The sequence below is a fragment of the Nonomuraea africana genome (assembly GCF_014873535.1).
GTDB classification, from domain to species: Bacteria; Actinomycetota; Actinomycetes; order Streptosporangiales; family Streptosporangiaceae; genus Nonomuraea; species Nonomuraea africana.
This window is the reverse complement of sequence record NZ_JADBEF010000001.1, coordinates 1,068,284-1,092,921: the sequence shown is the minus strand read 5'-3', so window position 1 is coordinate 1,092,921 and position 24,638 is coordinate 1,068,284. Positions and strand designations below refer to the sequence as shown.

21 protein-coding genes and 1 other RNA gene are annotated in these 24,638 nt (G+C 70.9%); 13 read left to right on the top strand and 9 right to left on the bottom strand.

Annotated elements, in window-relative coordinates; genetic code table 11:
- Positions 1-31 precede the first annotated feature (31 nt).
- Complete coding sequence (locus tag H4W81_RS04935) at positions 32-220, top strand: helix-turn-helix transcriptional regulator (RefSeq protein WP_192773674.1); 189 nt, start codon at positions 32-34, stop codon at positions 218-220.
- Complete coding sequence (locus H4W81_RS04930; protein ID WP_192773673.1) at positions 220-1,392, top strand: tyrosine-type recombinase/integrase; 1,173 nt, start codon at positions 220-222, stop codon at positions 1,390-1,392. Before H4W81_RS04935 ends, H4W81_RS04930 begins: the two co-directional genes overlap by 1 nt.
- Before the next feature lie 33 nt (positions 1,393-1,425).
- On the opposite strand, the gene rnpB is transcribed toward H4W81_RS04930, so the two are convergent.
- The 4 genes from rnpB to H4W81_RS04910 form a co-directional block, all read right to left on the bottom strand.
- Positions 1,426-1,822, bottom strand: an RNA gene (gene rnpB / locus H4W81_RS04925) — RNase P RNA component class A.
- Positions 1,823-2,482: 660 nt separating this feature from the next.
- Positions 2,483-3,784, bottom strand: coding sequence for a bifunctional RNase H/acid phosphatase (locus H4W81_RS04920; protein WP_192773672.1), 1,302 nt, complete (start codon positions 3,782-3,784; stop codon positions 2,483-2,485).
- Between the two features lie 254 nt (positions 3,785-4,038).
- Complete coding sequence (locus H4W81_RS04915) at positions 4,039-4,779, bottom strand: zinc ribbon domain-containing protein (protein WP_192773671.1); 741 nt, start codon at positions 4,777-4,779, stop codon at positions 4,039-4,041.
- Positions 4,780-4,781: 2 nt separating this feature from the next.
- Complete coding sequence (locus tag H4W81_RS04910) at positions 4,782-5,579, bottom strand: Nif3-like dinuclear metal center hexameric protein (RefSeq protein ID WP_192773670.1); 798 nt, start codon at positions 5,577-5,579, stop codon at positions 4,782-4,784.
- Between the two features lie 83 nt (positions 5,580-5,662).
- Between H4W81_RS04910 and H4W81_RS04905 the strand changes: the two genes are divergently transcribed.
- The 8 genes from H4W81_RS04905 to H4W81_RS04870 are packed head-to-tail and all read left to right on the top strand — an operon-like array spanning position 5,663 to position 15,427.
- Positions 5,663-7,093 (top strand): flavin-containing monooxygenase, encoded by a 1,431-nt coding sequence (locus tag H4W81_RS04905; RefSeq protein WP_192773669.1) that lies wholly within the window; start codon positions 5,663-5,665, stop codon positions 7,091-7,093.
- Positions 7,090-8,094, top strand: a complete 1,005-nt coding sequence (locus H4W81_RS04900) for a dipeptidase (protein ID WP_192773668.1) — start codon at positions 7,090-7,092, stop codon at positions 8,092-8,094. Before H4W81_RS04905 ends, H4W81_RS04900 begins: the two co-directional genes overlap by 4 nt.
- Positions 8,091-9,233 carry a M20 family metallopeptidase gene (locus H4W81_RS04895; protein ID WP_192773667.1) on the top strand — a complete coding sequence of 381 codons (1,143 nt, stop codon included), beginning with the start codon at positions 8,091-8,093 and terminating at the stop codon, positions 9,231-9,233. Before H4W81_RS04900 ends, H4W81_RS04895 begins: the two co-directional genes overlap by 4 nt.
- A gap of 45 nt (positions 9,234-9,278) precedes the next feature.
- Positions 9,279-10,025 (top strand): GNAT family N-acetyltransferase, encoded by a 747-nt coding sequence (locus tag H4W81_RS04890; protein WP_192773666.1) that lies wholly within the window; start codon positions 9,279-9,281, stop codon positions 10,023-10,025.
- Positions 10,026-10,034: 9 nt separating this feature from the next.
- A complete protein-coding gene (locus tag H4W81_RS04885; protein WP_192773665.1) occupies positions 10,035-11,459 on the top strand; it encodes an Nramp family divalent metal transporter in 1,425 nt (474 codons plus the stop codon).
- Between the two features lie 45 nt (positions 11,460-11,504).
- Entirely contained in the window at positions 11,505-13,310 is a 1,806-nt protein-coding gene (locus H4W81_RS04880) for a zinc-binding dehydrogenase (protein ID WP_192773664.1), read from the top strand.
- Positions 13,311-13,326: 16 nt separating this feature from the next.
- Entirely contained in the window at positions 13,327-14,277 is a 951-nt protein-coding gene (locus H4W81_RS04875) for a helix-turn-helix transcriptional regulator (RefSeq protein WP_192773663.1), read from the top strand.
- A gap of 34 nt (positions 14,278-14,311) precedes the next feature.
- Positions 14,312-15,427, top strand: coding sequence for a C45 family autoproteolytic acyltransferase/hydrolase (locus H4W81_RS04870; protein WP_192773662.1), 1,116 nt, complete (start codon positions 14,312-14,314; stop codon positions 15,425-15,427).
- On the opposite strand, the gene H4W81_RS04865 is transcribed toward H4W81_RS04870, so the two are convergent.
- Both H4W81_RS04865 and H4W81_RS04860 read right to left on the bottom strand, forming a co-directional pair.
- Positions 15,352-16,050 (bottom strand): response regulator, encoded by a 699-nt coding sequence (locus H4W81_RS04865; protein WP_192773661.1) that lies wholly within the window; start codon positions 16,048-16,050, stop codon positions 15,352-15,354. The genes H4W81_RS04870 and H4W81_RS04865 overlap by 76 nt on opposite strands.
- Complete coding sequence (locus tag H4W81_RS04860) at positions 16,047-17,153, bottom strand: sensor histidine kinase (RefSeq protein ID WP_192773660.1); 1,107 nt, start codon at positions 17,151-17,153, stop codon at positions 16,047-16,049. Before H4W81_RS04860 ends, H4W81_RS04865 begins: the two co-directional genes overlap by 4 nt.
- Positions 17,154-17,252: 99 nt before the next feature.
- On the opposite strand from H4W81_RS04860, the gene H4W81_RS04855 reads away from it, so the two are divergent.
- Positions 17,253-18,236, top strand: a complete 984-nt coding sequence (locus H4W81_RS04855; protein WP_192773659.1) for a carboxymuconolactone decarboxylase family protein — start codon at positions 17,253-17,255, stop codon at positions 18,234-18,236.
- On the opposite strand, the gene H4W81_RS04850 is transcribed toward H4W81_RS04855, so the two are convergent.
- The 3 genes from H4W81_RS04850 to H4W81_RS04840 are packed head-to-tail and all read right to left on the bottom strand — an operon-like array spanning position 18,178 to position 21,778.
- Positions 18,178-19,605, bottom strand: a complete 1,428-nt coding sequence (locus H4W81_RS04850) for an AMP-binding protein (protein WP_192773658.1) — start codon at positions 19,603-19,605, stop codon at positions 18,178-18,180. The two genes, H4W81_RS04855 and H4W81_RS04850, sit on opposite strands and share 59 nt — an antisense overlap.
- Positions 19,605-20,651 (bottom strand): acyl-CoA dehydrogenase family protein, encoded by a 1,047-nt coding sequence (locus tag H4W81_RS04845; RefSeq protein WP_192773657.1) that lies wholly within the window; start codon positions 20,649-20,651, stop codon positions 19,605-19,607. Before H4W81_RS04845 ends, H4W81_RS04850 begins: the two co-directional genes overlap by 1 nt.
- On the bottom strand, positions 20,648-21,778 hold the full coding sequence (locus tag H4W81_RS04840) for an acyl-CoA dehydrogenase family protein (RefSeq protein ID WP_192773656.1): 1,131 nt from the start codon (positions 21,776-21,778) through the stop codon (positions 20,648-20,650). The genes H4W81_RS04845 and H4W81_RS04840 overlap by 4 nt, the downstream gene beginning before the upstream one ends.
- 148 nt (positions 21,779-21,926) lie before the next feature.
- Here H4W81_RS04840 and H4W81_RS04835 point away from each other — a divergent pair, with 148 nt between their 5' ends.
- Entirely contained in the window at positions 21,927-23,267 is a 1,341-nt protein-coding gene (locus H4W81_RS04835; RefSeq protein ID WP_225958464.1) for a sensor histidine kinase, read from the top strand.
- A 3-nt stretch (positions 23,268-23,270) separates the two neighbouring features.
- Positions 23,271-24,626 carry a sensor histidine kinase gene (locus H4W81_RS04830; protein ID WP_192773655.1) on the top strand — a complete coding sequence of 452 codons (1,356 nt, stop codon included), beginning with the start codon at positions 23,271-23,273 and terminating at the stop codon, positions 24,624-24,626.
- Positions 24,627-24,638 lie beyond the last annotated feature (12 nt).

Below are 24,638 nucleotides of genomic sequence, written 5' to 3'. Positions count from 1 at the left end.
CCCTCAGAACGCGAACGGAGTGCACCCACGCATGAACCCGATCACCGAACGGACCTGGAGCGCTGAAGACGTCTCAACCTTCCTCGGTGTCCCGGTAGCCACTTTGTACCAATGGCGGCATCGGAGAATCGGGCCGAAGTCGGCCCGCGTTGGTCGGCACCTCCGCTACCTGGAGGCCGACGTCCTCGACTGGTTCCGCCAGCAGCAAGACGCCGCTTGATGGCGCGCGTCCGTGACCTCTGGTTCAGCAGTGTGATCGGGCCAGACGGTCAAAAGCAGCGTCAGAAGACGAAACGCCACCCCGACAACGGCGGGAGCAAGGACTCCAAGCGGTGGCTTGCCGTCTGGATCGGGCTGGACGGTAAAGAGGAAACGAAAGCCTTCAAGACAAAAACGCAGGCAGAAAGCCACGGGACCACTAAGGAGGCTGACCGGCTACGCGGTGTTTATGTCGATGATCGACGGGGACGCCTGACGTTCCGCGAATACGCTCAGACTAGGTGGCTCCCCTCGCAAGTGCACCTGAGGATCAACAGCCTCGACACTTACACCGTCCACCTGAACGCCCATCTCATCCCGGCCCTGGGCGAACGACGTATCGGCAGTCTGACCAGAGCTGACATGAAAGCCGTCGTTGCTCGGCTGAACAAGAGCCTCGCACCGACGACGGTACACACCGTGTTCGCGGTCTTGCGCCTGATCATGCAAGCCGCCGTGGATGACGGTGACATCCCGAGCAATCCGTGTTCGCGGGTTCCTCTACCGCGCATAGAGGCACGTGTGGTTGAACCCCTGCCGGTAGAGGCTGTGTTGGCACTCGCCGACGCGATGACTCCTCGCTACCGGCTCGCGGTCTGGCTCGGCTTCGGCCTGGGCCTTCGACTGGGTGAAGCCCTTGGACTAACCACTGCAAAGGTTGATGCGCAGGCCAAGCGCGTATACGTCCATCGGCAAGCCCAGAACGGTCAACTGGTCGAACTCAAGACCAAGGCATCACGCCGGACCCTGCCCGTCGATGATCTGATTCTCACCAAGATCGAAGACCATCAGAAGACCTACTCGGCCGGGCCGGAGGGCGTCCTCATCACCAACCGATGCCGCCGGATTGCCCAGCGTAAATCCTTCAATGAGTGCTGGCGTGAGGCCGTAGAGAAGGCCGGACTACCCAAAGGCACCCGATTCCACGACCTGAGGCACTTCTACGCCTCTGGACTGATCAAAGCCAATCTTAACCCCAAGGTGATCCAAACCCGTCTTGGTCACGCCACGATCGCAGAGACGATGGACACTTACGGTCACCTCTTCCCGGACCAAGACGACCTCGGGCGCGGCGCGATTGATGCGCTCCTCATTCCCACGATCACGGAACAGGGACGGAACAGGCAATCTTGAAGGGTGCTCCGCCCCTGGTCACAGGGGCGGAGCGAGACGAGCCAGCCTGTAGGCCGGGTTCTGTCCTTCGCGAACGAAGGGGCGACCATCCATCTAGGACCGCCGTTGCCGGCGGCCTCAAGCGGTCTACCCGCGCGGCTCGGACGGGCAGTCCTCGAACGTCGCGCGCGGGACGCTCCTTGCGAAGCGTCCCTTCTTGACCTTGCTCCGGGTGGGGTTTACCTAGCCGCCCACGTCACCGTGGGCGCTGGTGGTCTCTTACACCACCCTTTCACCCTTACCTCCCGGAAATCCGGAAGGCGGTCTGCTCTCTGTGGCACTGTCCCGCGGGTCACCCCGGGTCGGCGTTACCGACCACCCTGCCCTGTGGAGCCCGGACCTTCCTCGGCGAGCCCCCGAAGGGACCCGACGCGGCCGCCCGGCCGGCTCGTCTGCAGGGAGAGTATCAAACCCAAGCCACCTCCAACCCATCGACAAGATCGTCGCGCTGTGATGGTGGGTGTCATCGTCTGAGGGGGACGGTGCGACCGCCCGGTCGTGCGGGCCGCCCTGGCGCGTCTTGCACGACCGGGCCACAACCGGGGGCCATGAGTCTGATCCGTGCTCTCCCAGGCGATGTTCAGGGTCGGTGTTCTCGTGCTCGGGGTGGACGGGTGCCATAGCTGCGACCTTGGCACAGCGCGGCGCGGGCACGTCGTTCCCAACGCCGCCGTGTGAGGTGTGAGGAAGCTGACCGCGAGCTCGGCACAGCACCCCTCGGGCACGTCGTCTCCAACGCCGCCGTGAGGTGTGACCGCGAGCTTGGGTGCCGTCAATCACCGCAGGCTGGCGGTGATACGGCGGGCGCGCCGCCGCTACCCGTGTTCGGTTTGGTGCGGAGATCGCACCACGACGGCCCGTGTTCGGTTCGGCGGATCGCCGCATGGTGGCCCAGGTTCGCTGATCGCACGACGGCCACCCATGTTCGATTCGGTGATCGCAGCACGGCGGCCCAGGTTCGGTTCCGCGATCGCACCACGGCGGCCCATGTCCGTTCAGTGATCGCAGTGGTGCCCGCGTTCGGTCTCGTGATCGCGGTACGGCGGGCGCTTCAGCGCAGGTGGGAGATGTCGTTGAAGGACTTCACCACGGCGGGGCCGTCGGCGTAGAAGTCGATCAGGGACAGGCAGGCCAGGTCGAGGTGCATCCGGTAGAGCGCCTCGGGCGGGGCCAGCAGGGCGAGCCTGAGCAGGGTCTTGATGGGCGTGACGTGGGAGACGACCAGCACGGTCCTGCCCTCGTAGCGTTCGACCAGCCGGTCCCTGGCCGCCTCGACCCGTCGCGCCACCTCGACGAAGCTCTCGCCCTGGGGTGGCGCGACCGTGGGGTCGGCCAGCCACGCGGCGAGTTCGGTGGGCCACCGGCGCTGGATCTCGGTGAAGGTGTGGCCCTCCCAGGCGCCGAAATCGGTTTCTCTGAGGTCTTCGTCCACCTCCACGTCGAGGCCGACGGACCCGGCCACGGCCTGGGCCGTCCGCCTGGCTCGCTTGAGCGGGGAGCTGACCACCACATCGATCCGGTACGGCGGAGCCGACAGCCTGCGCGCCGCGGCATCGGCCTGGGCCAGGCCGTTCGGAGTGAGCTCGGGGTCACCGAGTCCGGAGAAGCGGCGCTCGGCGGAGAGCGGGGTCTCGCCGTGGCGCAGGAGGAGCAGGGAGGTGGCGACTCTGGTGGCGGGGCCCCATCCGGTGCCCTTGGTCTGCTGCGCGGTGACCAGCGAGGCCGAGGGCGCCGACAGGTCGAGCAGATCGGTCTGCTCCCCCCTCCGAGCGTCGGAAACACCACTCGCCGAACCGCCGACCAGGCCCTGGGAAGCCGCCCCCTGCGAGACCCTGTCCGAAGGTGGCGTGTCCAAGGTGGGCGCGTAAGGTCCCGTCGGCCGGTCCGAGGCTGCGAGGCCTGCGGTGGTTCCGCCGGCCTTCCAGGCCAGGCCCTTGGCGGCGGCGTCCATCGCCTCGTTGGCCAGGCGGTCGGCGTGCTTGTTGCGCTCGCGCGGGATCCACGTCCACCCCGTCACCCGCAACCGCCTGACCAGCGCCTGCGCCTCGATCGCGAGCGGCCTCAGCCCCTCGTTCTTGATCTTCCAGCGCCCGGCCATCTGCTCGATGACGAGCTTGGAGTCCATCCTGACCTCGACCGTCGCCCCTTCACCGCCGAGGTCGAGCACCGAGCTGAGCCCTGCGATCAGCCCGCGGTACTCGGCGACGTTGTTGGTCGCCACGCCGATCGCCTCGGCCGCCTCGGCGAGGACCTGGCGGTCACGGGCGTCCATCACCACGGCCCCGTAGCCCGCGGGCCCGGGGTTGCCCCTCGACCCGCCGTCGGCCTCGACGAGGTACGCGGTGGTGCTCATGGACGCTCCTTGAAACGCTGGTGGGTCGATACGCTAGCCGTGGTCGGATTCCGGGCTCGATACGACGAGGACGCTGCCCCTCGAAACGCGGGACGATCCCCGGAAGGCGATCCGCGAGACGATCCTTGGGAGACGATCCCCCGGATGGCGATCCGCGGAACGATCCCGCAAGTCCATACCCGGGAGGCGATACTCAAGACGACCCCGCGAGTCGATACCCGAGGTGATCCGCGAGTCGATCCGCGAGGCGCGGGTCAGATGCCGGATTCGGGGGTGCGGACGAGGATGCGGCGGCACTCCTCGCAGCGCAGCACCTCGTCGTGCGGCGCGGCCTTGATCCGGTTCATGTCGGCGATCGACAGCGACACCTTGCAGCCCATGCACCGGCCGCCGTGCAGCATGGCCGCGCCCACCCCGTACTGCCCGCGCAGCTTCTCGTAGAGGGCCAGCAGGTCGGCGGGGATCTCGGTGGCGACGGCGGAGCGGCGTGACTCGGCGTCGGCCACCTCCTTGCCGATCTCGGCGAGGGCCGCGTCACGGCGGTCCTCGGCGGCGGCGCGGGTGGCGGCGAGCTCGTCGCGCCTGACGACCAGGTCGCGGACCTTGGTGTCGGCGGCCTCGCGGCGCTCCATGATCTCCAGCACGACCTCCTCCAGGTCGCCCTGGCGGCGGTGCAGCGAGGCGATCTCGGACTGCAGACTGGACAGGTCCTTGGGCGAGGTCACCATGCCGGAGTCGAGGCGCTTCTGGTCGCGTTCGGCGCGGGTGCGCACGGTGTCGACGTCGCTCTCGGCCTTGGCCTGCTCGCGGGCCAGGTCGCCCGCCTCGGTCTCGGCGGCGATCGCCTGGGTGGCCAGCTGGGCGTACTGCCTCGACTGCTCGTCGATCTCGGCCAGCTCAGGCAGGGTGCGGCGGCGGTGGGCCAGGCGGTCGAGGATGGAGTCGAGCTCGGCCAGGTCGAGAAGTCGCTTCTGAGCGGCGGGGGCAGCTTTCATGATCAATATCCTTTTGTCCAAGCATCGGTGACCGTGGCGGAGACGCGCGTCTCAACGTTAACGCCACCGGAGGTGAGGATGGACGCCGCGCTGTCCAGCCATGGCCATTCGGTGGCCCAGTGGGCGGCGTCGATCAGCGCGGGACCGCCGGTCTCGACGAACTCGCTGGCCGGGTGGTGACGCAGGTCGGCGGTGAGGAAGACGTCGACGCCCGCGGCCCTCGCCGTACCGAGCAGGGAGTCACCCGCGCCGCCGCTGACGGCCACGCGCGTGACCGGCCTGGACGGGTCGCCCGCGACCCGAACCCCCCACGAGGTGGCGGGCAGCCCGTCGGCCACCTGCCTGGCGAAGTCGCCGAGCGTCATCTCGGGGACCGAGCCGATGCGGCCGAGCCCGCGCCACGGGTCGTCGGGCAGCGGCGCGAGCGGCACCAGGTCGCCGACCAGGCCGACCGCCCTGGCCAGCGCGTCGGAGACGCCGGGGTTGGCGACGTCGGCGTTGGTGTGCGCGGTGTAGAGGGCCACGTCGTTGCGGATCAGGTCGTGGACCAGCCGTCCCTTGTAGGTGGTGGCGGCGACGCTGGTGGTGCCGCGCAGGTAGAGCGGGTGGTGGACGACGATCAGATCGGCGCCCCAGTCGAGGGCCTCCTCGGCCACGACGGGCACGGGGTCGACGGCGAACAGCACCCTGCGCACCTTCTGGGCCGGGTCACCGCAGACCAGGCCGACGGCGTCCCACGACTCGGCCCTGGCGGGCGGGTAGGCGGCCTCGAGCACGTTGATCACATCTGCCAGCGTCACCTGCGCAGACTACCGGCTCGGGCACCTCGACACGTGGACGTGCGCCGCCTACCGTAAGTGGATCCTGACATCTGGGAGGACGCATGAGGGTCGCGATCATCGGTGCGGGATTCGGCGGGCTGTGCATGGCGATCCGGCTGGAACCGGCGGGGATCGCCTACACCGTCTTCGAGAAGGCGGGCGGCGTCGGCGGCACCTGGCGCGACAACAGCTATCCCGGCGCGGGCTGCGACATCCCCTCCCACCTGTATTCGTACTCCTTCGAGAAGTACGCCAGCTGGACCCGCCGCTATCCGGAACAACCCGAAATCCTCGCCTATCTCGAGATGTGTGCCGACAAATACGGTGTCAGGCGGAAAATCAGGTTCAACACCGAGGTCCGGGCGGCCCGCTTCGACGGCCGCCACTGGCAGGTCACGACGGACGAGGGCACGGAGCGGTTCGACGTCGTCGTGTCGAGCGTGGGCCAGCTCAACCGCCCGGCCTACCCCGAGATCCCGGGAAGGGAAGGCTTCTCGGGCGTCTCCTTCCACAGCGCCCGGTGGAACCACGACCACGACCTGCGCGGCCGCCGCGTCGCGGTGATCGGCAACGGGTCGTCGGCCGCCCAGTTCATCCCCCGCATCCAGCCTCTGGTGGAGCGGCTCGACGTCTTCCAGCGCACCCCGAACTGGGTCATCCCCAAGCCCGACGCCACCTTCGGCCCGGTCACCAGGCTCGCGCTGCACCTGGCCCCCGGCCTCCAGCGGGCCTACCGCGAGTGGATCTACCGGTACGCCGAGGGCACCCTCTACCCGGCCCTCGCGAAGGGCTGGAGCGCGAACCTGCTGAGGAAACGGGCGCTCGGCCACCTCCACGCGCAGGTCGCCGATCCGGGACTGCGCGCCAAGCTCACCCCCGGCTTCCCCGCCGGCTGCAAGCGCGTGGTCATCGACAGCTCGTTCTATCCCGCTCTGACCAGGCCGAACGTCGAGGTCGTCACCGATCCGATCGTCCGGATCGCGGCCAAGGGCGTCGAGACCGCCGAGGGGCTGCGCGAGGCGGACACGATCATCTTCGCCACCGGCTTCCGCACGACCGAGTTCCTGCAGCCGATCGAGTTCACCGGCACCGGCGGGCGGACGCTCGCCGACCAGTGGAAGGACGGCGCCGAAGCCTATCTCGGCATCTCGGTGCCGCACTTTCCGAACCTGTTCCTGCTCTACGGCCCGAACACCAACCTCGGGCACAACTCCATCGTCTTCATGATCGAGTGTCAGGTGCGCCACGTCATGGCCTGCCTGCCGTACCTCGCCGAGATGGGGCCGATGGAGGTCAGGCCCGAGGCGATGGCGGCCTGGCGCCGGCAGCTGGCGGCGGCGATGGAGCGGATGGTGTGGGGCAACGGCTGCCAGAGCTGGTACAAGACGGCGGAGGGGCGGGTCACCAACAACTGGCCCGGGCCGACGACGCTGTACCGCAGGCTGACGGGCCTGCCGCCGCTGCCCGCCTACCGGCTAACGTCTTCGGCATGATGGTGGCTGACACGCACAACGACCTACTCATGGCGGTCTCCGCGAGAGCGCCGCGACTGTGGGCGGAGTTCTTCCGCGCCCAATGGCTGCCCCAGCTGCGGCAGGGCGGGGTGAACCTGCAGGTGCTGCCGGTGTTCATCTCGTCGCAGTACCGTCCTGAGGGCTCGCTCAGGCAGACGCTGCGCATGATCGAGTGCGCGCACGTCATCGCCGAGGGCAACGCCGACGCCGTGGCGCTGTGCCTCGACGCCGCCCAGATCGACGCCGCCCTCGCCGAGGGCAAGATCGCCCTCGTGCTGGCCATGGAGAGCATGCCGGGCATCGACGCCAGCGTCGAGCTGATCCCGACGATGCATCGGCTGGGCGTGCGGGTGGCCTCGATCGCGCACTGGGGCCGCACCCCGCTGGCCGACGGCAGCGGCGAGGACGCCACCGGCAGCGGGCTCACCTCCCACGGCGTCGAGGCGCTGCGGGAGATGGAACGGCTCGGCATCCTGTTCGACGTCTCGCACCTCGGCGCCTCCGGCGTGGCGCACGTGCTGGAGCTGGCCACCAGGCCGCTCATCGCCACCCACTCCTCGGCCCGCGCCCTGCGCGACCACCACCGCAACCTCACCGACGAGCAGATCAGGGGCGTCGCCGGCACGGGCGGCGTGATCTGCGTGAACTTCCTGGCCGCCTTCCTCACCGAGAACGCCCGCGAGGCCACCCTCGACCATGTGCTCGACCACATCGAGCACATCGCGGACGTGGCGGGCATCGACCACGTGGGGCTCGGCCCCGACTTCATGGACGAGGTCATGCGCGATCTCACTCCCCCGTGCTGCGAGGGCGTCAGCACCAGCGGCATCGACAACCGCGCCGTCGTGCCCGGGCTGGAGGGGCCGGGCGGCCTGCCGCTCGTGGCCGAGGGCCTGCTGGCGCGCGGGCTGCCCGAGGCGGACGTGCGGAAGATCGTCGGTGGCAACGTGCACCGCCTGTTCGGGAAGGCGCTGGCGTGATCGACGACCTCGAGGAACTGGTCACCTGCGAGTCCTTCTCCAGCGATCTCGCGGCGGTCGCGCGCAGCGCCAAGGTGGTGGCCGCGATGGGCGCCCGCCACCTCGGCGCCACGCCCGAGACGATCGTGGTCGACGGCGTCACGCACCTGCGCTGGAGCTTCGGCACGCCGCGGGTGCTGCTGCTCGGCCACCACGACACCGTGTGGCCGATCGGCACGCTCGTCACCCACCCGTGGTCGCTGATCGACGGCGTGGCCAGGGGTCCGGGCGTCTTCGACATGAAGGCGGGGCTGGTGCAGACGTTCCACGCGCTGGCCGGGCTCGGCTCCCTCGACGGGATCAGCGTGCTGGTCACCGGCGACGAGGAGGTCGGCTCGACCACCTCGCGCGCGCTGATCGAGGAGTGCGCGCGCGGCCTGTCGGCCGCGTTCGTGCTGGAGGGCAGCGCGGACGGCGGCGCGCTCAAGACCGCCAGGAAGGGCACCTCCGACTACACGGTCACCGTGTACGGCAAGGCCGCGCACGCGGGCCTCGAGCCGTGGAACGGCGCCAACGCCGGGATCGAACTGGCCCACCAGATCCTCACCATCGCGGGGATGGCGGCCATGGCCGACTCCGCGGATCTCGTCGACGCCTCCGGCACCATCAGCGCCACGGGCACCACCGGCACCGCCGGCACCGCCGGCACCACGGTCACGCCGACCGTCCTGGCGGGCGGCACCACGCTCAACACGGTGCCCGCCCTGGCGCGCGTGGGGGTGGACGTGCGGGTGCCGACGCTGGCCGCCCAGTCCAGGGTCGACCTGCTCATGCGCGCCCTGTCTCCCCAGGTCGAGGGGACGCGGCTGGAGGTGACCGGCGGCCCGAACCGTCCGCCGATGGAGGCGTCCAGGTCGGCCGAGCTGTTCGGCCTGGCCCAGGCGCTCGCGGCGGGGCTGGGGGTCGGCCCGCTGCTCCAGGCGTCCGTCGGCGGGGCGTCCGACGGGAACTTCACGGCCGGAATGGGAGTGCCGACACTGGACGGGCTCGGCGCGGTGGGTGGCGGCGCGCACGCCGACCACGAGCACGTGGTCGTGGCCGAGATGCCCAGGAGAGCGGCGCTGCTCAGGGCGCTGGTCGCCGCGTTCCTGTCGTCCTGACCCGAGCCGGCGGAGGGGCGGGCGGGCTCGGATAGATTCCAGAGCGTGGCGAGAGACCAGGTGGCGGTGCGGGAGCTGCACGAGATCGGCGAGTTCGCCGCCGTGCACAGGCTGTTCGACGCCATCTGGCGTCCCGACCCGGCCAACCCGCCCGTCACGGTCGAGCTGCTGCGGGTCTTCTCGCACGCGGGCGGCTACGTCGCGGGCGCCTTCGAGGGCGGTGAGCTGGTCGGCGCCAGCGTGGGCATCCTCGCCTCGGGCAACAGCCTGCACTCTCATGTCACGGGTGCCGTTTCGGGCAGGGGCATCGGCTACGCGCTCAAGTCGCACCAGAGGCAGTGGTGCCTGGAGCGCGGCATCGACCGCGTCACCTGGACCTACGACCCGCTGGTGCGCCGTAACGCGCACTTCAACCTCACCAAGCTCGGGGCACGCCCGGTCGAGTACGTGGAGAGCTTCTACGGAGAGATGGCGGACGCCATCAACGAGGGCGACGAGTCCGACCGCCTGGTGGTCGAGTGGCTGCTCAAGGAGGAGGTCGCCCCGGCGGGGCGGTACGACGGTGCGGTGGCGCTGCGGGAGGTGGACGGCCGCCCGGTGCGGCAGGCCGCCGACGGGCCGGTGGTGCTGGTCGGCACGCCCGCCGACATCGAGGCGCTGCGGCGGCGGGATCGTGACGCGAGCCGGGCGTGGCGGCATGCGATGCGCGAGGTGCTGGGCGGTCTGATGGCACGCGACGGACGTGTGACCGATTTCACAGAAATAGGTGAGTATGTGGTGCGCGGCGGGTAGGTCCCGGCTGTGTTCACCCCTACGGTTCCGCACCGCGTTCTGCCGCCTGTCGCCATCCGAGACCTGCCCGACGCGCCGACCTCGAAGTGGCGGCTGATCGGCCCCGGCCTGGTCGGCGCCGGGGTCGGCCTGGCGAGCGGTGAGTTCATCCTCTGGCCCTACATCGCCTCGCAGGTCGGGCTGATCTTCATCTGGGGCGCCCTGGTCGGCATCGTGACCCAGTGGTTCCTCAACATGGAGATCGAGCGCTACACGCTGGCCACCGGCGAGACCGCGCTGACCGGTTTCAGCCGCTTCTGGAAGCACTGGGGCGCGGTCTTCGTCCTCATGACGCTGCTGTCGAACCTGTGGCCGGGCTGGGTGACCACCTCGGCGACGATGGTGACCTACCTGACCGGCAGCGGGCAGGGCGCCGTCCGCTACATCGCGATCGGCATGCTGGTGGTGATCGCGCTGGGCCTGACGCTGGCCCCGGTCATCTACATCGCGCTGGAGCGGGTGATCTTCCTCAAGATCGCGCTGGTGCTCATCCTGATCGTGGTGGCCGTCCTGTTCGCGATCAACGCCGAAGCGTGGACGGCGCTGGGCAGGGGGCTCACCGTCGACGCCTCCTTCCCCGTCCCGCCGCTGGAGTTCGCGCTGCTGATGGGCGCCATCGCCTACGCCGGCGCGGGCGGCGGGCAGAACCTGTGCCAGAGCAACTGGATCCGCGACAAGGGCCTGGGCATGGGCGCCTACGTGCCGCGCCTGGTCAGCCCGGTCACCGGCGAGGAGGAGGCGGTCTCCTCCACCGGCTACCAGTTCGCCCCGACGAAGGAGAACCTCGCCAGGTGGCGGGCCTGGTGGCGGTTCGCCAACATCGAGCAGGGCTCGACGTTCGCCGTCGTGTCGTTCGTGACGATCGCGCTGATGTCGATGCTGGCCTACTCCACCGTCTTCGGGCAGCAGGGGCTGGCCAACAGCATCGCCTTCCTGAGGGTCGAGGGCGAGGCGCTGCGCGACACCGTGGGCCCGTGGTTCGGCGTGCTGTTCTGGGTCATCGGCGCGCTGTCGCTGTTCGCCTCGGCGATGGGCATCGTCGACTACACCAGCAGGCTCGCCTCTGACGTGCTCAAGACCGTCTACCTGCGCGAGCGCTCGATCTCGGTGAACAAGGTCTACTTCGTCATCGTCTGGGCGATGACGCTGGTCGGCATCACGATCCTGCTGGCGGGCTTCGACCAGCCGCTGATCCTGCTGGTGATGTCGGCAAGCTTCGCGGCCGTGATGATGTTCGTCTACTCGATCCTGCTCATCGTGCTCAACAGGCGGGCGCTGCCGGGCCCGATCAAGGTGCGCTCGTACCGGCTGGTGGCGCTGATCTGGTCGGTCGCCTTCTTCGGCTCGCTGACCGTGCTGACCCTCAACCAGCAGGTGCAGAAGCTGCTGGGCTGACCCGGCCTTGACCTCAAGCGCACTTGAGGAATCAGACTGCTCGGCATGAGAATCGTGGAGGCAACGAGGTTCGGCGGTCCCGAGGTCCTTCGGGTGCGAGAGGTCGATGACCTGGTCGCGGGGCCCGGCCAGGTCGTGGTGGGCGTGGCGGCGGCCGACGTGCTGTCGGTCGAGGCGCAGCTGCGCACCGGATGGGGCGCCGACTGGTCGGGAACCGAGCCGCCGTTCGTGCCGGGAACGGGCGTGGCGGGCCGGGTGCTGTCGGTGGGCGAGGGCGTCGATCCCTCGTTGGTGGGCCGGCGCGTGGCCGCGATGGTGACCCGCGGCTACGCCGAGCAGGCGCTGGCCGAGGCGGACGCGCTGGTGCCGGTGCCCGACGCGCTCGGCTTCCCCCAGGCGGCGGCGCTGCTCCAGGTGGGCCCGGCGGCGTTGAGCCTGGTCGAGGCGGCCGAGCTGAAGCCGGGCGCCCGGGTGCTGGTCACCGGGGCGGGCGGCGGACTCGGCCTGGTCCTGGTCGAGCTGGCCGCCGCGGCCGGCGCCGAGGTCACCGCCTCGGCCACCGGTACGGCCAAGCGCCGGCGGGCCGAACGGCTCGGCGCGGCGCACACCGAGCCGAAGGGCGCCTACGACGTGGTCTTCGACGGCGTGGGCGGCCAGGTGGGCGAGCGGGCCTTCGAGCTGACCGCCCCCGGCGGGCGTTTCTTCGCCTACGGCGTCATGACGGGCGCTCCCGCCGCCGTCGACCCGGAGGCGGCCGCGGCGCGCGGCATCACGCTGAAGGGGATGGAGCAGGTCCAGTTCACGCCCGAGCGGTTCAGGACGCTGGCCGAGCGGGCCTTCCACGCGGGGATCACCCCGACCATCGGGCTCGCCGTCCCCCTGGACAGGGCGGCGGAGGCGCACGCCGCGATCGAGGCGCGCGCGCTCGTCGGCAAGGCCGTCCTGCTGGTCACCTCCAGAGCCGTCCGCTACAGGGAGTACGGCGAGCCCGAGGTGCTCACCGTCGACGAGGTGCCGATCCCGTCGCCCGGCCCCGGCCAGGTCAGGGTCGCGGTGAAGGCGGCGGCGGTGAACGCCATCGACTGGAGGTTCCGCAGGGGCTTCATGGTCGTTTCGCTGGACGAGCCCGCGAGAACCGGCCTCGAGATCGCCGGCACCGTCGACGCGCTCGGTGAGGGCGTCGAGGGCTGGCGGCTCGGGCAGCCGGTGTTCGGCAGGGTCGCGACCGGCGGGCTGGCCGACCACGCGCTGGCCGATGCCGCCGAGCTGCTGGCCAAGCCCGACCGGCTGTCGTTCGAGGAGGCCGCCGCGCTGCCCGTGGCCGCGGAGACCGCCGCGAGGACGCTCGCCGAGCTCGGGGTCGAGCCAGGGCAGCGGCTGCTGATCCACGCGGTGGCGGGAGGCGTCGGCCTGGTCGCCGCCCAGCTGGCCCGCTCCCGCGGGATCGAGGTGGTCGGCACGGCCGGCGAGGGCCACCACGGCTTCCTCCGCGAGCTGGGCGTGACCCCCGTGGCCTACGACGAGGGCTGGGCGGAGCGGGTCGGCCCGGTGGACGCGGTGCTCGACGCCTCGGGCCGGGGCGTGCTGGCCGACTCGGTCAGGCTCACCGGCGACCCCGCCAAGGTGATCACGATCGCCGACCCGAGCGCGGGCGAGCACGGGGTGCGCTTCTCCACGGGCGGCTCCAGCGGCCTGGCCGCCGTCAGGGAGGTCGTGGACGGCGGGGCCGTGCGCATGCCGATCGCCAGGACCTTCCTCCTGGAGGAGGCGGCCGAAGCGCACCGGCTGAGCGAGCACGGCCATCTCCTGGGCAAGATCGTGGCAATCACGGAAGCCCCCCTTCCTCAATAGGCGGCACACTGGAGGCATGCTCGAGACCTCGGCCCGTCTGCTGAAACTGCTCTCCCTGCTCCAGGCGCACAAGGAGTGGTCAGGGCCGGAGCTGGCCGCGCGGCTCAGCGTCAGCACCCGCACCGTGCGCAACGACGTGGAGCGGCTGCGCAGCCTCGGCTACCCGGTGCACGCCACCCCCGGAGTGGCGGGCGGCTACCGCCTCGGCGCGGGGGCGGCGCTGCCGCCGCTCCTGCTGGACGACGAGGAGGCGGTGGCCGTCGCGGTCGGCCTCGGCAGGGCGGCGGGCGGCGGGGTGGCCGGTATCGAGGAGAGCTCGGTGCGCGCACTGGCCAAGCTGGAGCAGGTGCTGCCGGTCAAGCTGCGACGCAGGGTCAGCGCGCTCAACGCCTACACCGTGCAGATCCCCGGCACGTCGCCTTCGGTGCCTCCCGAGGTGCTGACGACGATCGCGAACGCCGCGCGCGACCATGAGCGGCTGCGCTTCGACTACACGGGGCACGACGGCTCGGTCAGCGCGCGGGACGCCGAGCCGTACCGGCTGGTGCACCGGCGGGGGCGCTGGTACCTGGTGGCGTGGGACGTCGAGCGGCGCGACTGGCGGACGTTCAGGGTCGACAGGATCAGCCCGCGCACGCCGGGCGGGCCCCGCTTCACGCCTCGCGAGCTGCCGTTCGACGTGGCCGAGCACGTCGAGCGCGGGGTGAACACCGCGATGTGGCGCTACCGGGCGAGGGTCCTGCTGCACGCGCCGGCCGAGCGGATGCGCGGCCTGCCGACCGGCATGGAGTTCGAGCCCGTCGACGAGCGGACCTGCGTCGCGCACGTCGGCGGCGACGACCTCAACGGCATCGCGGTGTGGATCGGCGCGCTCGGCGTCGACTTCGAGGTGCTCGACCCGCCGGAGCTGGCCGAGGTGGTGCGCGGGCTGTCAGAGCGCTACCGCAGGGCGGTCAGCGACCGGTAGGCCGGTGGTCAGCGGCCCCGCCGATGCTCTGGACATGACCATCACACAGATCGCCGGCGGCGAGACCGACTTCCAGCTCGTCAGGCACCTGCGCGTGGGCGGCAGCCAGTTCGACGTGGGCAGGGCCATGGCCGAGGAGATGCGCGACCGGTTCGGCTGGGCGCCCCGGCCCGCCGACCCCACGATCACCAGGGCGCGCCTGGCCTGGTTCGAGCGCCACTGGCCGCAGCACCTCGAACGGCTCGACGGAGTGGCCGCCGCCTTCGGCCTCGACCCCGACCGCGACGACCTCACCCTCGACGGGCTGTCGGTGCTGCCCTTCGGCTCGGGCTGCTCGGCGCTGTGGTGCCCGCCGTCCGCCTCGACCGACGGGCACGGCAGGATCGCCCGCAACTACGACTTCTTCACCGCGACCACCAGCGAGATCATGGGTGGCGAGCCCCTGCGGGGCGAGCTGCCCATGGCCTCCCGCCCCTACGTGATCACCACGACCCCCGAGGACGGCCTGGCCTCGGCCGTTCTCACGATGAACGACCTCGACGGCGCCATGGACGGCGTCAACGAGGCGGGCCTCGCGGTCGTGCTGCTGATCGCGGACGTGGGCAGGGCACAGCCGCCCTCGTCGTTCGAGCCGCAGGTGGGGCTGAGCTCCGTCCAGCTGCCCAGGTTCGTCCTCGACACCTGCGAGAACGTGGAGCAGGCCAAGCACGCGCTGCTGCTGGCCAAGCACTACGACCACGGGATGCCGCTGCACTACCTGATCGCCGACGCCTCGGGCAAGGCGTTCGTGTGGGAGAGCGAGCACATCGTCGAGGCGGGGGACGCGCCGCTGTGCGTGACCAACCACCCCCTGCGCCGCCACCCCGACCCGATGGCGCTGCCCGCCGACGACGAGACCACCATGGACACCTTCGGCCGGCAGCGGACGCTGTTCGAGCGGGCCAAGGACGCGCCGCTGTCCCCCTCGCGGCTGTCGGACGCGCTCGGCGCGGTCGCGGCGGGCGCCGACAAGATGTGGCGCACCACGTGGACGACGACGCTCGACACCCACGAGCGCACGATGACCACCCGCTTCTACCTGGGCGACACCCCCGAGGGCGGCACCCGGTTCACCGGCGAGCTGCGCTTCGAGACCAGGCCCGACTCGTAGGCGACCACCACCAGCTGGGCGCGGTCCCGCGCGCCCAGCTTCACCATCGCCCTGCTGACGTGCGTCTTGGCGGTGAACGGGCTGATCACCATGCGGGCGGCGATCTCGTCGTTGGACATCCCCCGCCCCACCAGCGCCAGCACCTCTCGCTCGCGGTTGGTGAGCCGCGTGAGGTCGGCCACCTCCGCCGACGGCGCCTGCAGCACGAACTCGTCCATGAGCCTGCGCGTGATCGTCGGGGACAGCAGCGCGTCGCCCCTGGCCGCGACCCTGATGCCGGACAGCAGGTCCGCGGGTTCGGTGTCCTTCAGCAGGAAACCCGCAGCCCCCGCGCGCAGCGCGTCGAGGACGTACTCGTCGACGCCGAAGTTCGTCAGCATCACCACGTGCACGCCGCTCAGGCGCTCGTCGGCGACAATGCGCCGGGTGGCCTCGATGCCGTCCATGACGGGCATCTGGATGTCCAGCAGCGCGACGTCGGGCCGGTGCCGTACGGCGAGGTCGACCGCCTGGCGGCCGTCGGCCGCCTCACCGACCACCTCCAGGTCGTCCTCCGCCTCGAGCAGCGCCCGGAAACCGCCTCTGATCAGCGCCTGGTCGTCGGCGAGCAGCACCCGGATCACGAGCGGGCCACCGGGAGCTCGGCCCTGACGGTGAACCCGCCCTCGGCGCGGGGCTCGGCGCGCAGCCTGCCGCCGAGCGCGGCGACGCGCTCGCGCATGCCGGTCAGCCCGATGCCCGGCTGGTGTCCCTGGCCGGGTGCGGCGGCGCCGTCGTCGTCGATCTGCACGATCACCTCTCCTGGCAGGTAGCCGATGCGGACGGAGGCGGAGGCGGGGCCCGCGTGCCTGGTGATGTTGGTGAGCGCCTCCTGGACGATGCGGTAGGCGGCCCTGTCCACCTCGGCGGGCACCGGCCTGGGCGAGCCGCTCACCTCGACCATGGCGGGCAGTCCCGCCGCGCGGGCCCGGTCCACCAGGTCGGGCACCTGCTCCAGGCCGCTGCCCTCGTCCGAGCGCAGCACCTCGAGCGTGGCGCGCAGCTCCCGCATCGCGTCGGCCCCGGCCTCCTGGATGGCGGTCAGCGAGGCGGGCACCTCCTCGCCGCGCTTGCGGGCCAGGTGGGCGGCCACGCCTGCCTGCACCTTGATGATCGAGATGCTGTGTGTGAGCGAGTCGTGCAGCTCGCGGGCGATGCGCAGCCGTTCCTCGCCCGCCCTGCGCAGCGCGGTCTCCTCGCGGGTCCGCTCGGCCTCGGCGGCGCGCTGCTCGACCTGCTCCAGGTAGGCGCTCCACGCGCGGGTGGCCTCGCCGATGACCGCGGCCGCGACGAGCCAGCCGACGAGCAGCACCCTGCTCTCGATCGCCGACCTGGGCGAGAGTCCCGCGGCGGCGTCGTGCCCGAAGGCGAACACGCCGGCCAGGAAGAGCACGACTCCCGCCAGCGCGGCGGGGTGCTTGCCCTGCCTGACGGTGGTGTAGACGGCGATGAGCACGGGGAAGGCCGCCACGGCGCCCGGCTGCATGCGCACGGTGTAGGCGAGCATGCAGGCGACGGTCACGGCCAGCACGACGATGGGGAAGCGCCGTCTGAGGGCGAGCACCAGGGTGCCGCCGAGCAGCAGCGCGTAGTCGAGCGGGGTCAGCCCCGGGGAGAGCAGGATCTCCGTTCCGACCTGCCCCGCCGCCACGACGGCGGCCAGCAGCAGATCCCGATCAAACCTCATACCCGCACGATAGACGGATATATCTGCACAGACGTCATACACAGGGAGTACTTCCACTGAGCGACGACAGGGGCGCCGGGCCGCGCGCACTGTGGGCCCATGACTCGATTCGTCACTCCCGTGGGCAAGAACGTCCGCACCGGCCTGGTGGGGCAGGTCTACGCGCAGGTGAAGGCCGAGTTCGGCTTCGTCGGCGACCTGTTCACGGCCGTGTCGCCGGCGCCGGAGGTGCTGGCCGCCACCTGGGCGCTGCTGAGGGAGTCGCTGCTGGCGGGCCCCTCCTCCAGGACGGACAAGGAGGTCATCGCGCTGGGCGTCTCGGTGGCCAACAGATGTCCGTTCTGCGTCGACGCGCACACCGTCTTCCTGCACGCCACCGGCGACCACGCGCTCGGCGAGGCGATCGCGCGGGGCGAGCGACCCGCCCATCCGCGCCACGCCCTGCTGCTGGACTGGGCGCGGCGCGAGCGCCCCGCCGACCGGCCGGCCGATCAGGTGGGCACCGCGCTGGCCTTCCACTTCGTCAACAGGATGGTCTCCGCGCTGGTGGGCGAGAACCTCTTCCCCGGCGGGACGGCCTCCTCCCCCTTCGTACGGCGGGCGGCGGGCCGGGCGATGGCGCGCACCGTGCGGCGGCGCCGCGTGCCGGGCCTCTCCCTCACGTTCGTCCCGCGGGGCTCCGCGCCGCCGTGGGCCGAGGGCTCGCCCGTGGGTCGCGCCTACGCCGCCCTGCGCGCCGCCACCATGGGCGAGGCGCTGAGCGGGACGGCGAGGAAGGTCGTCCGCGCGGTCGTCGACGAGCACGACGCCGGGCACCCGCCGCTCGGAACCGCGTGGCTCGAGGGGCCGCTGGCCGCGCTGCCCGAGCGCGAGCGGCCCGCGACCAGGCTGGCGCTGCTGGCGGCGCTGGCGCCGTACCGGATCATCGAGGGCGATGTGGCCGCGTGGCCCGTGGCCGACTCCGAGCTGGTGCGGTTGCTCGCCTTCGGCGCCTTCGCCGCCGTGGAGCACGTGGAAAGGGCGATCACTTCCGCGCGGCCAGGTACTCCTCCCGTACCTTCGAGCGCGACAGCTTCCCCGTAGGCGTTCGAGGCAGCTCGTCGCGGAACTCGATCACCTTGGGATGCTTGAACCTGGCCAGGCGGGGTTCGAGGTGGGCTCGCAGCTCCTCCACCGTGACCGGCGCGTGCGGCTGCACCAGCGCCACCACGTGGTGCCCCCACTCCTCGTCGGGCACCCCGATGACGGCGACGTCGGCCACCGAGGGGTGCGACAGGAGGGCGGCCTCGACCTCGGCCGGATAGATGTTGACCCCGCCCGAGACGATGAGGTCGGTGCGCCTGTCGCAGAGGAACAGGAAGCCGTCCTTGTCGAAGAAGCCGATGTCGCCCGGGGCGTACCACTCGCCGCGCATGCTGGAGGCGGTCTTGGCGGGGTCGTTGCGGTACTCGAAGGTGCCGATGCTCGACTTGACGTAGATCATGCCGGGCTGGCCCGGCGGGAGCTCCATGCCGTTCTCGTCGAGGATCTTGGCCTCGAAGGTCGGCGCGGGCCTGCCGACCGTGCCCGGCCTGGCCAGCCAGTCGTGCGGTTTGACGGAGAAGGCGATGGTCGACTCGGTGGAGCCGTAATACTCGTAGAGCACCGGCCCCCACCAGTCCATGATCGCCTGCTTGACCCCGACCGGGCAGGCGGAGCCGGTGTGGATCACCTGCTTGAGCGACGACAGGTCGTAGCGCTTCCTGACCTCGGGGGGAAGCAGCAGCATCCGGTGGAACATCGTGGGCACCATCATCGCGTTGGTGACCCGGTACTTCTCGATCAGCTCGAGGATCGGCTCGGGCTCGAAGCGCGGCGCGATCACCAGCGTGTGACCCAGGTGCAGCGCGAACTGCGTGTGGGCGCACGGCGCGGAGTGGTACATCGGCGAGGTGACCAGGTGCACGCCAGGCCCTGGACGCAGGTCGCACACCTCTCCGAGGAACCAGACGTAGAGCGGCACGATGGCCTCGGGCTCGGCGCCGGGCAGCGGGCGCTGCACTCCCTTGGGGAAGCCGGTGGTGCCGGAGGTGTACCACATGACCGCTCCCGAGGTGCGGTCGCCGGGCGCGGTGTCCGGTCGGCCCTCCGCCAGCGCGGCCACGTCGTCAGGCGTCGTGACGACCACCTTGGCGGCGCAGTCGTCCAGGATGTAGTCGATCTCCGGCTGGGTCAGGTGCCAGTTGATCGGCACGTAGTAGAGGCCGATCTGCCCGGTGGCCATGAGCATGACGACCTGCTCGACGCCGTTGCGCAGCATCCCCGCCACCACGTCGCCCTCGGCCAGGCCGCGGGCGCGCAGGCCGTGGGAGACCTGGTTGACGCGGGCCAGCAGTTCTCCGTACGTCGTCGCGGGCTCGACCACGGCCAGGCGGCCGGGATCGGACTGCGCTATCTCATAGAACCCGTTCATCACAGCTCCAGCAGGTCGGCAAGCCGCTCTCGGTGGATACGGGGCGGGCCGAGCAACACCTCGTCGGCCTTGGCCCGCTTGTAGTACAGATGCGCGTCGTGTTCCCAGGTGAAACCTATGCCGCCGTGCAGAAGCAGATGGTCGCGGGCCACCTCGAAGCAGGCCCTGCCGACGTAGGCCTGCGCCAGGGCGGCCGCCTCCGGCAGGTCCGCCGGCGACTCGTCGGCGGCCCACGCGGCGTATCTGACGATGGACTCGGCCTGTTCGAGCTTGCAGTGCATGTCCGCCAGCTTGTGCTTCACGCCCTGGTAGGAGCCGATGTAGCGGCCGAAGGCGACGCGAATCTTGGCGTAGCCGACGATGGCGTCCAGGCAGGCCCGCATGACGCCCAGCTGCTCGGCGGCCACCGCGACGGAGAACAGCCGCCACGCCCGCTCCAGGGCGATGCCGTCGGGCGGCGAGCCGACCACCCTGCCGCGCGCCCCCGCGAGCACGACCTCGGCCTGGCTCCTGGTCAGGTCAAGGGTGGTCAGCGGGGTGCGGGTCACGCCCTCGCCCGCCAGGTCGATCGCCACCAGGGCGACGCCGTCGTTCCGCGTCACGGGCGCGAGCAGGACGTCGGCCTCCTCGGCGTTGACGACCTGGGCCAGCCTGCCCTCCACCAGCGCCTCGCCGTCGCGGGAGGCGGCCACGAGCTCGCTCCCTCCGGGCAGCGGGGCGACCGTGGCCGTGAGACGGCCCTCGGCGACGGCGGTGAGCAGCTCCTTGTCGGGCAGCTGGATCAGCGTGAGCGCGGCCAGCGCGTTGGCGAGGAAGGGGCCGGGCAGCAGCGCGGCGCCGGTCTCCTCCAGCACGACCGCGAGCTCCGTGAGGCCCGCGCCGGCTCCGCCGTACTCCTCGGGGATGATCAGGCCGGACAGGCCGAGCTCTCCGTTGAGCCTTGCGTAGACCTCTGGCCGGTGTCCTTCGCGCGGGGAGACGGTCTCGAGGAAGGACCTGACGGCGGCGCGCAGTTCCTGCTGCTCATGACCGAGTACGAGCTTCACGCCTGCGTCCCCACCTTCAGGTCCTTGAACGGCACGGTCTTGTCGACCCTCGGCTCGGGCGGCAGGTTGAGCACGCGCTCGCCGATGATGTTGCGCATGATCTCGTTGGTGCCGCCGCCGAGGGCCATGGCGGGGGCCAGCGAGATCGCGTGCGAGAGCTCCTCGTCGACGACCGACTCGGGGCCGATGAGGGAGGTGGCGAGGTCGGCGGTGTAGAGGGTCAGCTCGGCCAGCAGCAGCTTGGCCGCGCTCCCCCTCGCCCCGGGGAAGACGCCCGCCCTGGTCTCCTGGGACAGGCGCTGGTTGAACAGGGACAGCGCGCGCGAGCGGACGTGCAGCTCGACGAGCTGGTCACGGACGAGCGGGTCCGCGGTGTCGACGGCCGCGCGCAGCCGGGCGTGCCAGTCGGCGCCACCGCTCATGCCGACCCCTGCCGAGATCGACAGCCGCTCGTGCAGCAGTGTCGTCACCGCGACGCTCCAGCCGTCGTTGACCTCCCCGACGCGGTGCTCGTCGGGGATCGTCACGTCGTCGAAGAAGATCTCGTTGAAGTGGGAGCGTCCCGTCATGTCCTTGAGCGGCCGGACCGTGACGCCAGGGTGGTGCATGTCGACGACGAACATCGTCAGGCCCTTGTGCTTGGGCACCTCGACATCGGTTCTGGCCAGCAGCAGTCCCCAGTCGGCGTGCTGGGCGACGGAGGTCCAGACCTTCTGCCCGTTCACCACCCAGCCGTCGCCGTCGCGCACGGCGCGCGTCTGCAGGCTGGCCACGTCGCTGCCGGCCCCCGGCTCGGAGAACAGCTGGCACCAGACCTCCTCGCCGCGCAGCAGCGGCCTGACGAACCGCTCGCGCTGGGCGTCGGTGCCCCTGTCGAGCAGCGTCGGACCGCACATCCCGAGGCCGATGGAGAAGATGTAGGTGGGGAGGGCGTAGTCGCGCGCCTCGGCGGCGAAGGCGCGCTCCTCGGCCTGGGTCAGCCCCTGCCCGCCCCACTGCTTCGGCCAGGTGATGCCGGAGTAGCCGGCGTCGTAGAGCCTGGCCATGAACTCTCTCGGGTCATCGGTTCTGTCCGCGTTGGCGGCCAGCCAGTTCCTGGCGGCGCTCCGATACTCGTCAAGGTTCACGTGGTCTCCTCGGTATCAGTGCTCACTTACTCTAACTAGTCACCACGTCTCCGCATAGGGCAGAGATTTGTCCCGATTTATTGATGAATCTCCGTTAATTAGAGCCGACGCCACCTAGTGTGATCTTCTGATTACCGGGGGGAGAGGCTTGATCGCACGCTACGCGGGGTCTGTGCGCGTGCGGCTGACGCTGATTGCGACAGCCGGCGTCACGCTGCTCTGCCTCGCGGTCAGCGCGGTGGTCCTGTACGGCGTGCACGGCGCGGCGGTCGACTACCGGACCAACGAGATCGTCAGCGCCGCCCTCAGAGTGGTCCACCTCATCAAGCGGGGCGACCTGCCGTCGATCGTGATCACCGACGTCGAGGGCGTTCAGGTGGTCAACAGCGCCGGGCAGGTGGTCGCCGCCTCGGCCAACCTGGAGGGGCGGCCGAGGCTGCTCTCGCTGATCCCCGACCCCGACAACGCCACCCGCACCCAGACGGTGTGCGGGGTGCCCGACTTCGACCACGAGTGCGAGATCGTGGCCGTCTTCAGGGTCTACGAGCAGGACGGCGACTGGATGGTGTACGCCTACGGCGACATGGTCCCGTGGTACGTCCATGTGCTCGTGCTGGCGTTCCTGATCGGGATGACGCTGCTGCTCATCGGGCTGACCTGGTTCGGGACCTCCCGTACGGTGGCCAGGACGCTCGCGCCCGTCGAGGCGATCAGGGCGAAGCTGGACGAGATCACCGCGACGGATCTCGGGCAGCGGGTGCCGGTGCCGGCCAACCCCGACGAGCTCCACGCGCTGGCCAAGACCGCCAACAGGACGCTCGACCGGCTGGAGGCGGCGGTCGAACAGCAGCGCAGGTTCGCCTCCGACGCCTCGCACGACCTGCGCAGCCCCATCACCGCGATGCGCACCCAGGTGGAGGAGGCGATGCTGCATCCGCAGGAGGCCGACTGGGAGCAGACCGGGTACGCGCTGCTGGCCAGCCTGGACCGGCTCCAGGCGATCGTGACGGACCTGCTCACGCTCGCCAGGCTCGACGCCGGCGCGCCGCAGGCCTGCAGCAGGGTCGAGTTGTCGGAGCTGGTCCGCGCCGAGCTGACCGAGCGGCCGCGCAGCAAGAAGGTCAAGACCGACCTCTGCCCGGTCGTCGTGGACGGGGACCGGCTGCGGCTGGCCCGGCTGCTGACCAACCTGCTCGACAACGCCGAACGGCACGCCGAGTCGCTGGTCGGCGTCACCGTCACGCGGGAGGGCGACGAGGCGGTCCTCGAGGTGCTCGACGACGGCGCGGGCATCGCGCCCGAGCACAGGGAGTTCGTCTTCCGCAGGTTCGCCAGGCTCGACGCCTCGCGCAACCGCGACGCGGGCGGCACCGGCCTCGGCCTGGCCATCGCCCGCGAGATCGCCCGCGCCCACGGCGGCACGCTGGCGATCGCCGACTCCGTCTCAGGAGCTCGCTTCGTGTTGCGGCTGCCCGTGAAGGACGGGTGAGAGATGCTGACCACGTGGTCGGTCCGGCGCAGACTCACCTTGATCGCCGGGCTCACCGCTCTGGCGGGCTGCCTGATCGCCCTGGTGGTGATCACCCTCCTCACGCACGTGGTCATGACCGACCACGGCCTCGACCATGCCGCGGCCGCGGGGCGCAGGATCACCTTCAACGTGGAGAAGTACGCTCCCAACCTGCCCCCGCTGGCCACCACCGAGGAGGTCGACCTGATCCAGGTGACCGACGAGCGGGGCACGGTCAGGCAGTCGAGCGCCCGCCTGCTGAACCGGCCGCCGCTGACCCGCGTCATCCCGACGGGCGACGACGGCAGGACGGACACCACCCTCTGCACGGACCAGGTGCCGGGCGAGCGCTGCCTGATCACCGTGGCCCATCGAGCGAGGGTGGACGGCGCCTACTGGACGGTCTACACGTACGCACCGGCCATCCCCTGGTACATCCACCCGCTCTACGTGCTGGGCGCGGCGCTGGTCGTCCTGCTGCTGACGGGGCTGGCCGCCGCGGGCGCCTCGGCGACCGTGCGCAGGGCGCTGGCCCCGGTGCGGACGATCAAGGAGGAGCTGGCCGAGATCACCGCGACCGACCTGGGCCGCAGGGTGCCGCCCTCGCGGCACCGCGACGAGATCTCCGATCTGGCCGACACGGTCAACCAGACCCTCGACGGGCTGGAGGCGGCGGTCGAGCAGCAGCGCAGGTTCGCCTCCGACGCCTCGCACGACCTGCGCAGCCCGGTCACCGCGATGCGGGCCCAGGTCGAGGAGGCCAGGCTGCATCCCGAGGAGGCCGACTGGGACCACACCAGCAAGGCGCTGCTGGCCAGCCTCGACCGGCTGCAGGCGATCGTGACGGACCTGCTCACGCTCACCAGGCTCGACTCCGGCGCGCCCGGCGCGAAGGAACCCGTCGACCTGGCCGAACTGGTCGCGGAGGAGCTGGACCGGCGGCCGAGGGGCAAGGAGATCGTCCGCCGCCTGCGACCGGGGGTCGTGGTGACCGGCGACCGGATCAGGCTGGCCAGGCTGCTGACCAACCTGCTCGACAACGCCGAACGGCACGCGGAGTCACGCGTGACGGTCAGCGTCGGCCAGCGGGGCGAGCGGGCGCTCCTCGAGGTGCTGGACGACGGCGCGGGCATCGCCCCCGACCAGAGGGAGTTCGTCTTCGACCGCTTCACCAGACTCGACGCCTCGCGCAACCGCGACGCCGGCGGCACCGGCCTCGGCCTGCCCATCGCCCGCGAGATCGCGCACGCGCACGACGGCACGCTGACGATCGAGGACTCCCCCGTCGGCGCCCGCTTTGTCCTACATCTGCCTCTACGCAACGGTTACCACGGGTAATACAGTTTCCCC

Coding starts and splice junctions, on each gene's coding strand:
- H4W81_RS04935 (WP_192773674.1), top strand. CDS start 32: ATGAACCCGATCACCGAACGGACCTGGAGCGCTGAAGACGTCTCAACC.
- H4W81_RS04930 (WP_192773673.1), top strand. CDS start 220: ATGGCGCGCGTCCGTGACCTCTGGTTCAGCAGTGTGATCGGGCCAGAC.
- H4W81_RS04920 (WP_192773672.1), bottom strand. CDS start 3,784: ATGAGCACCACCGCGTACCTCGTCGAGGCCGACGGCGGGTCGAGGGGC.
- H4W81_RS04915 (WP_192773671.1), bottom strand. CDS start 4,779: ATGAAAGCTGCCCCCGCCGCTCAGAAGCGACTTCTCGACCTGGCCGAG.
- H4W81_RS04905 (WP_192773669.1), top strand. CDS start 5,663: ATGAGGGTCGCGATCATCGGTGCGGGATTCGGCGGGCTGTGCATGGCG.
- H4W81_RS04900 (WP_192773668.1), top strand. CDS start 7,090: ATGATGGTGGCTGACACGCACAACGACCTACTCATGGCGGTCTCCGCG.
- H4W81_RS04880 (WP_192773664.1), top strand. CDS start 11,505: ATGAGAATCGTGGAGGCAACGAGGTTCGGCGGTCCCGAGGTCCTTCGG.
- H4W81_RS04875 (WP_192773663.1), top strand. CDS start 13,327: ATGCTCGAGACCTCGGCCCGTCTGCTGAAACTGCTCTCCCTGCTCCAG.
- H4W81_RS04870 (WP_192773662.1), top strand. CDS start 14,312: ATGACCATCACACAGATCGCCGGCGGCGAGACCGACTTCCAGCTCGTC.
- H4W81_RS04860 (WP_192773660.1), bottom strand. CDS start 17,153: ATGAGGTTTGATCGGGATCTGCTGCTGGCCGCCGTCGTGGCGGCGGGG.
- H4W81_RS04855 (WP_192773659.1), top strand. CDS start 17,253: ATGACTCGATTCGTCACTCCCGTGGGCAAGAACGTCCGCACCGGCCTG.
- H4W81_RS04850 (WP_192773658.1), bottom strand. CDS start 19,605: ATGAACGGGTTCTATGAGATAGCGCAGTCCGATCCCGGCCGCCTGGCC.
- H4W81_RS04830 (WP_192773655.1), top strand. CDS start 23,271: ATGCTGACCACGTGGTCGGTCCGGCGCAGACTCACCTTGATCGCCGGG.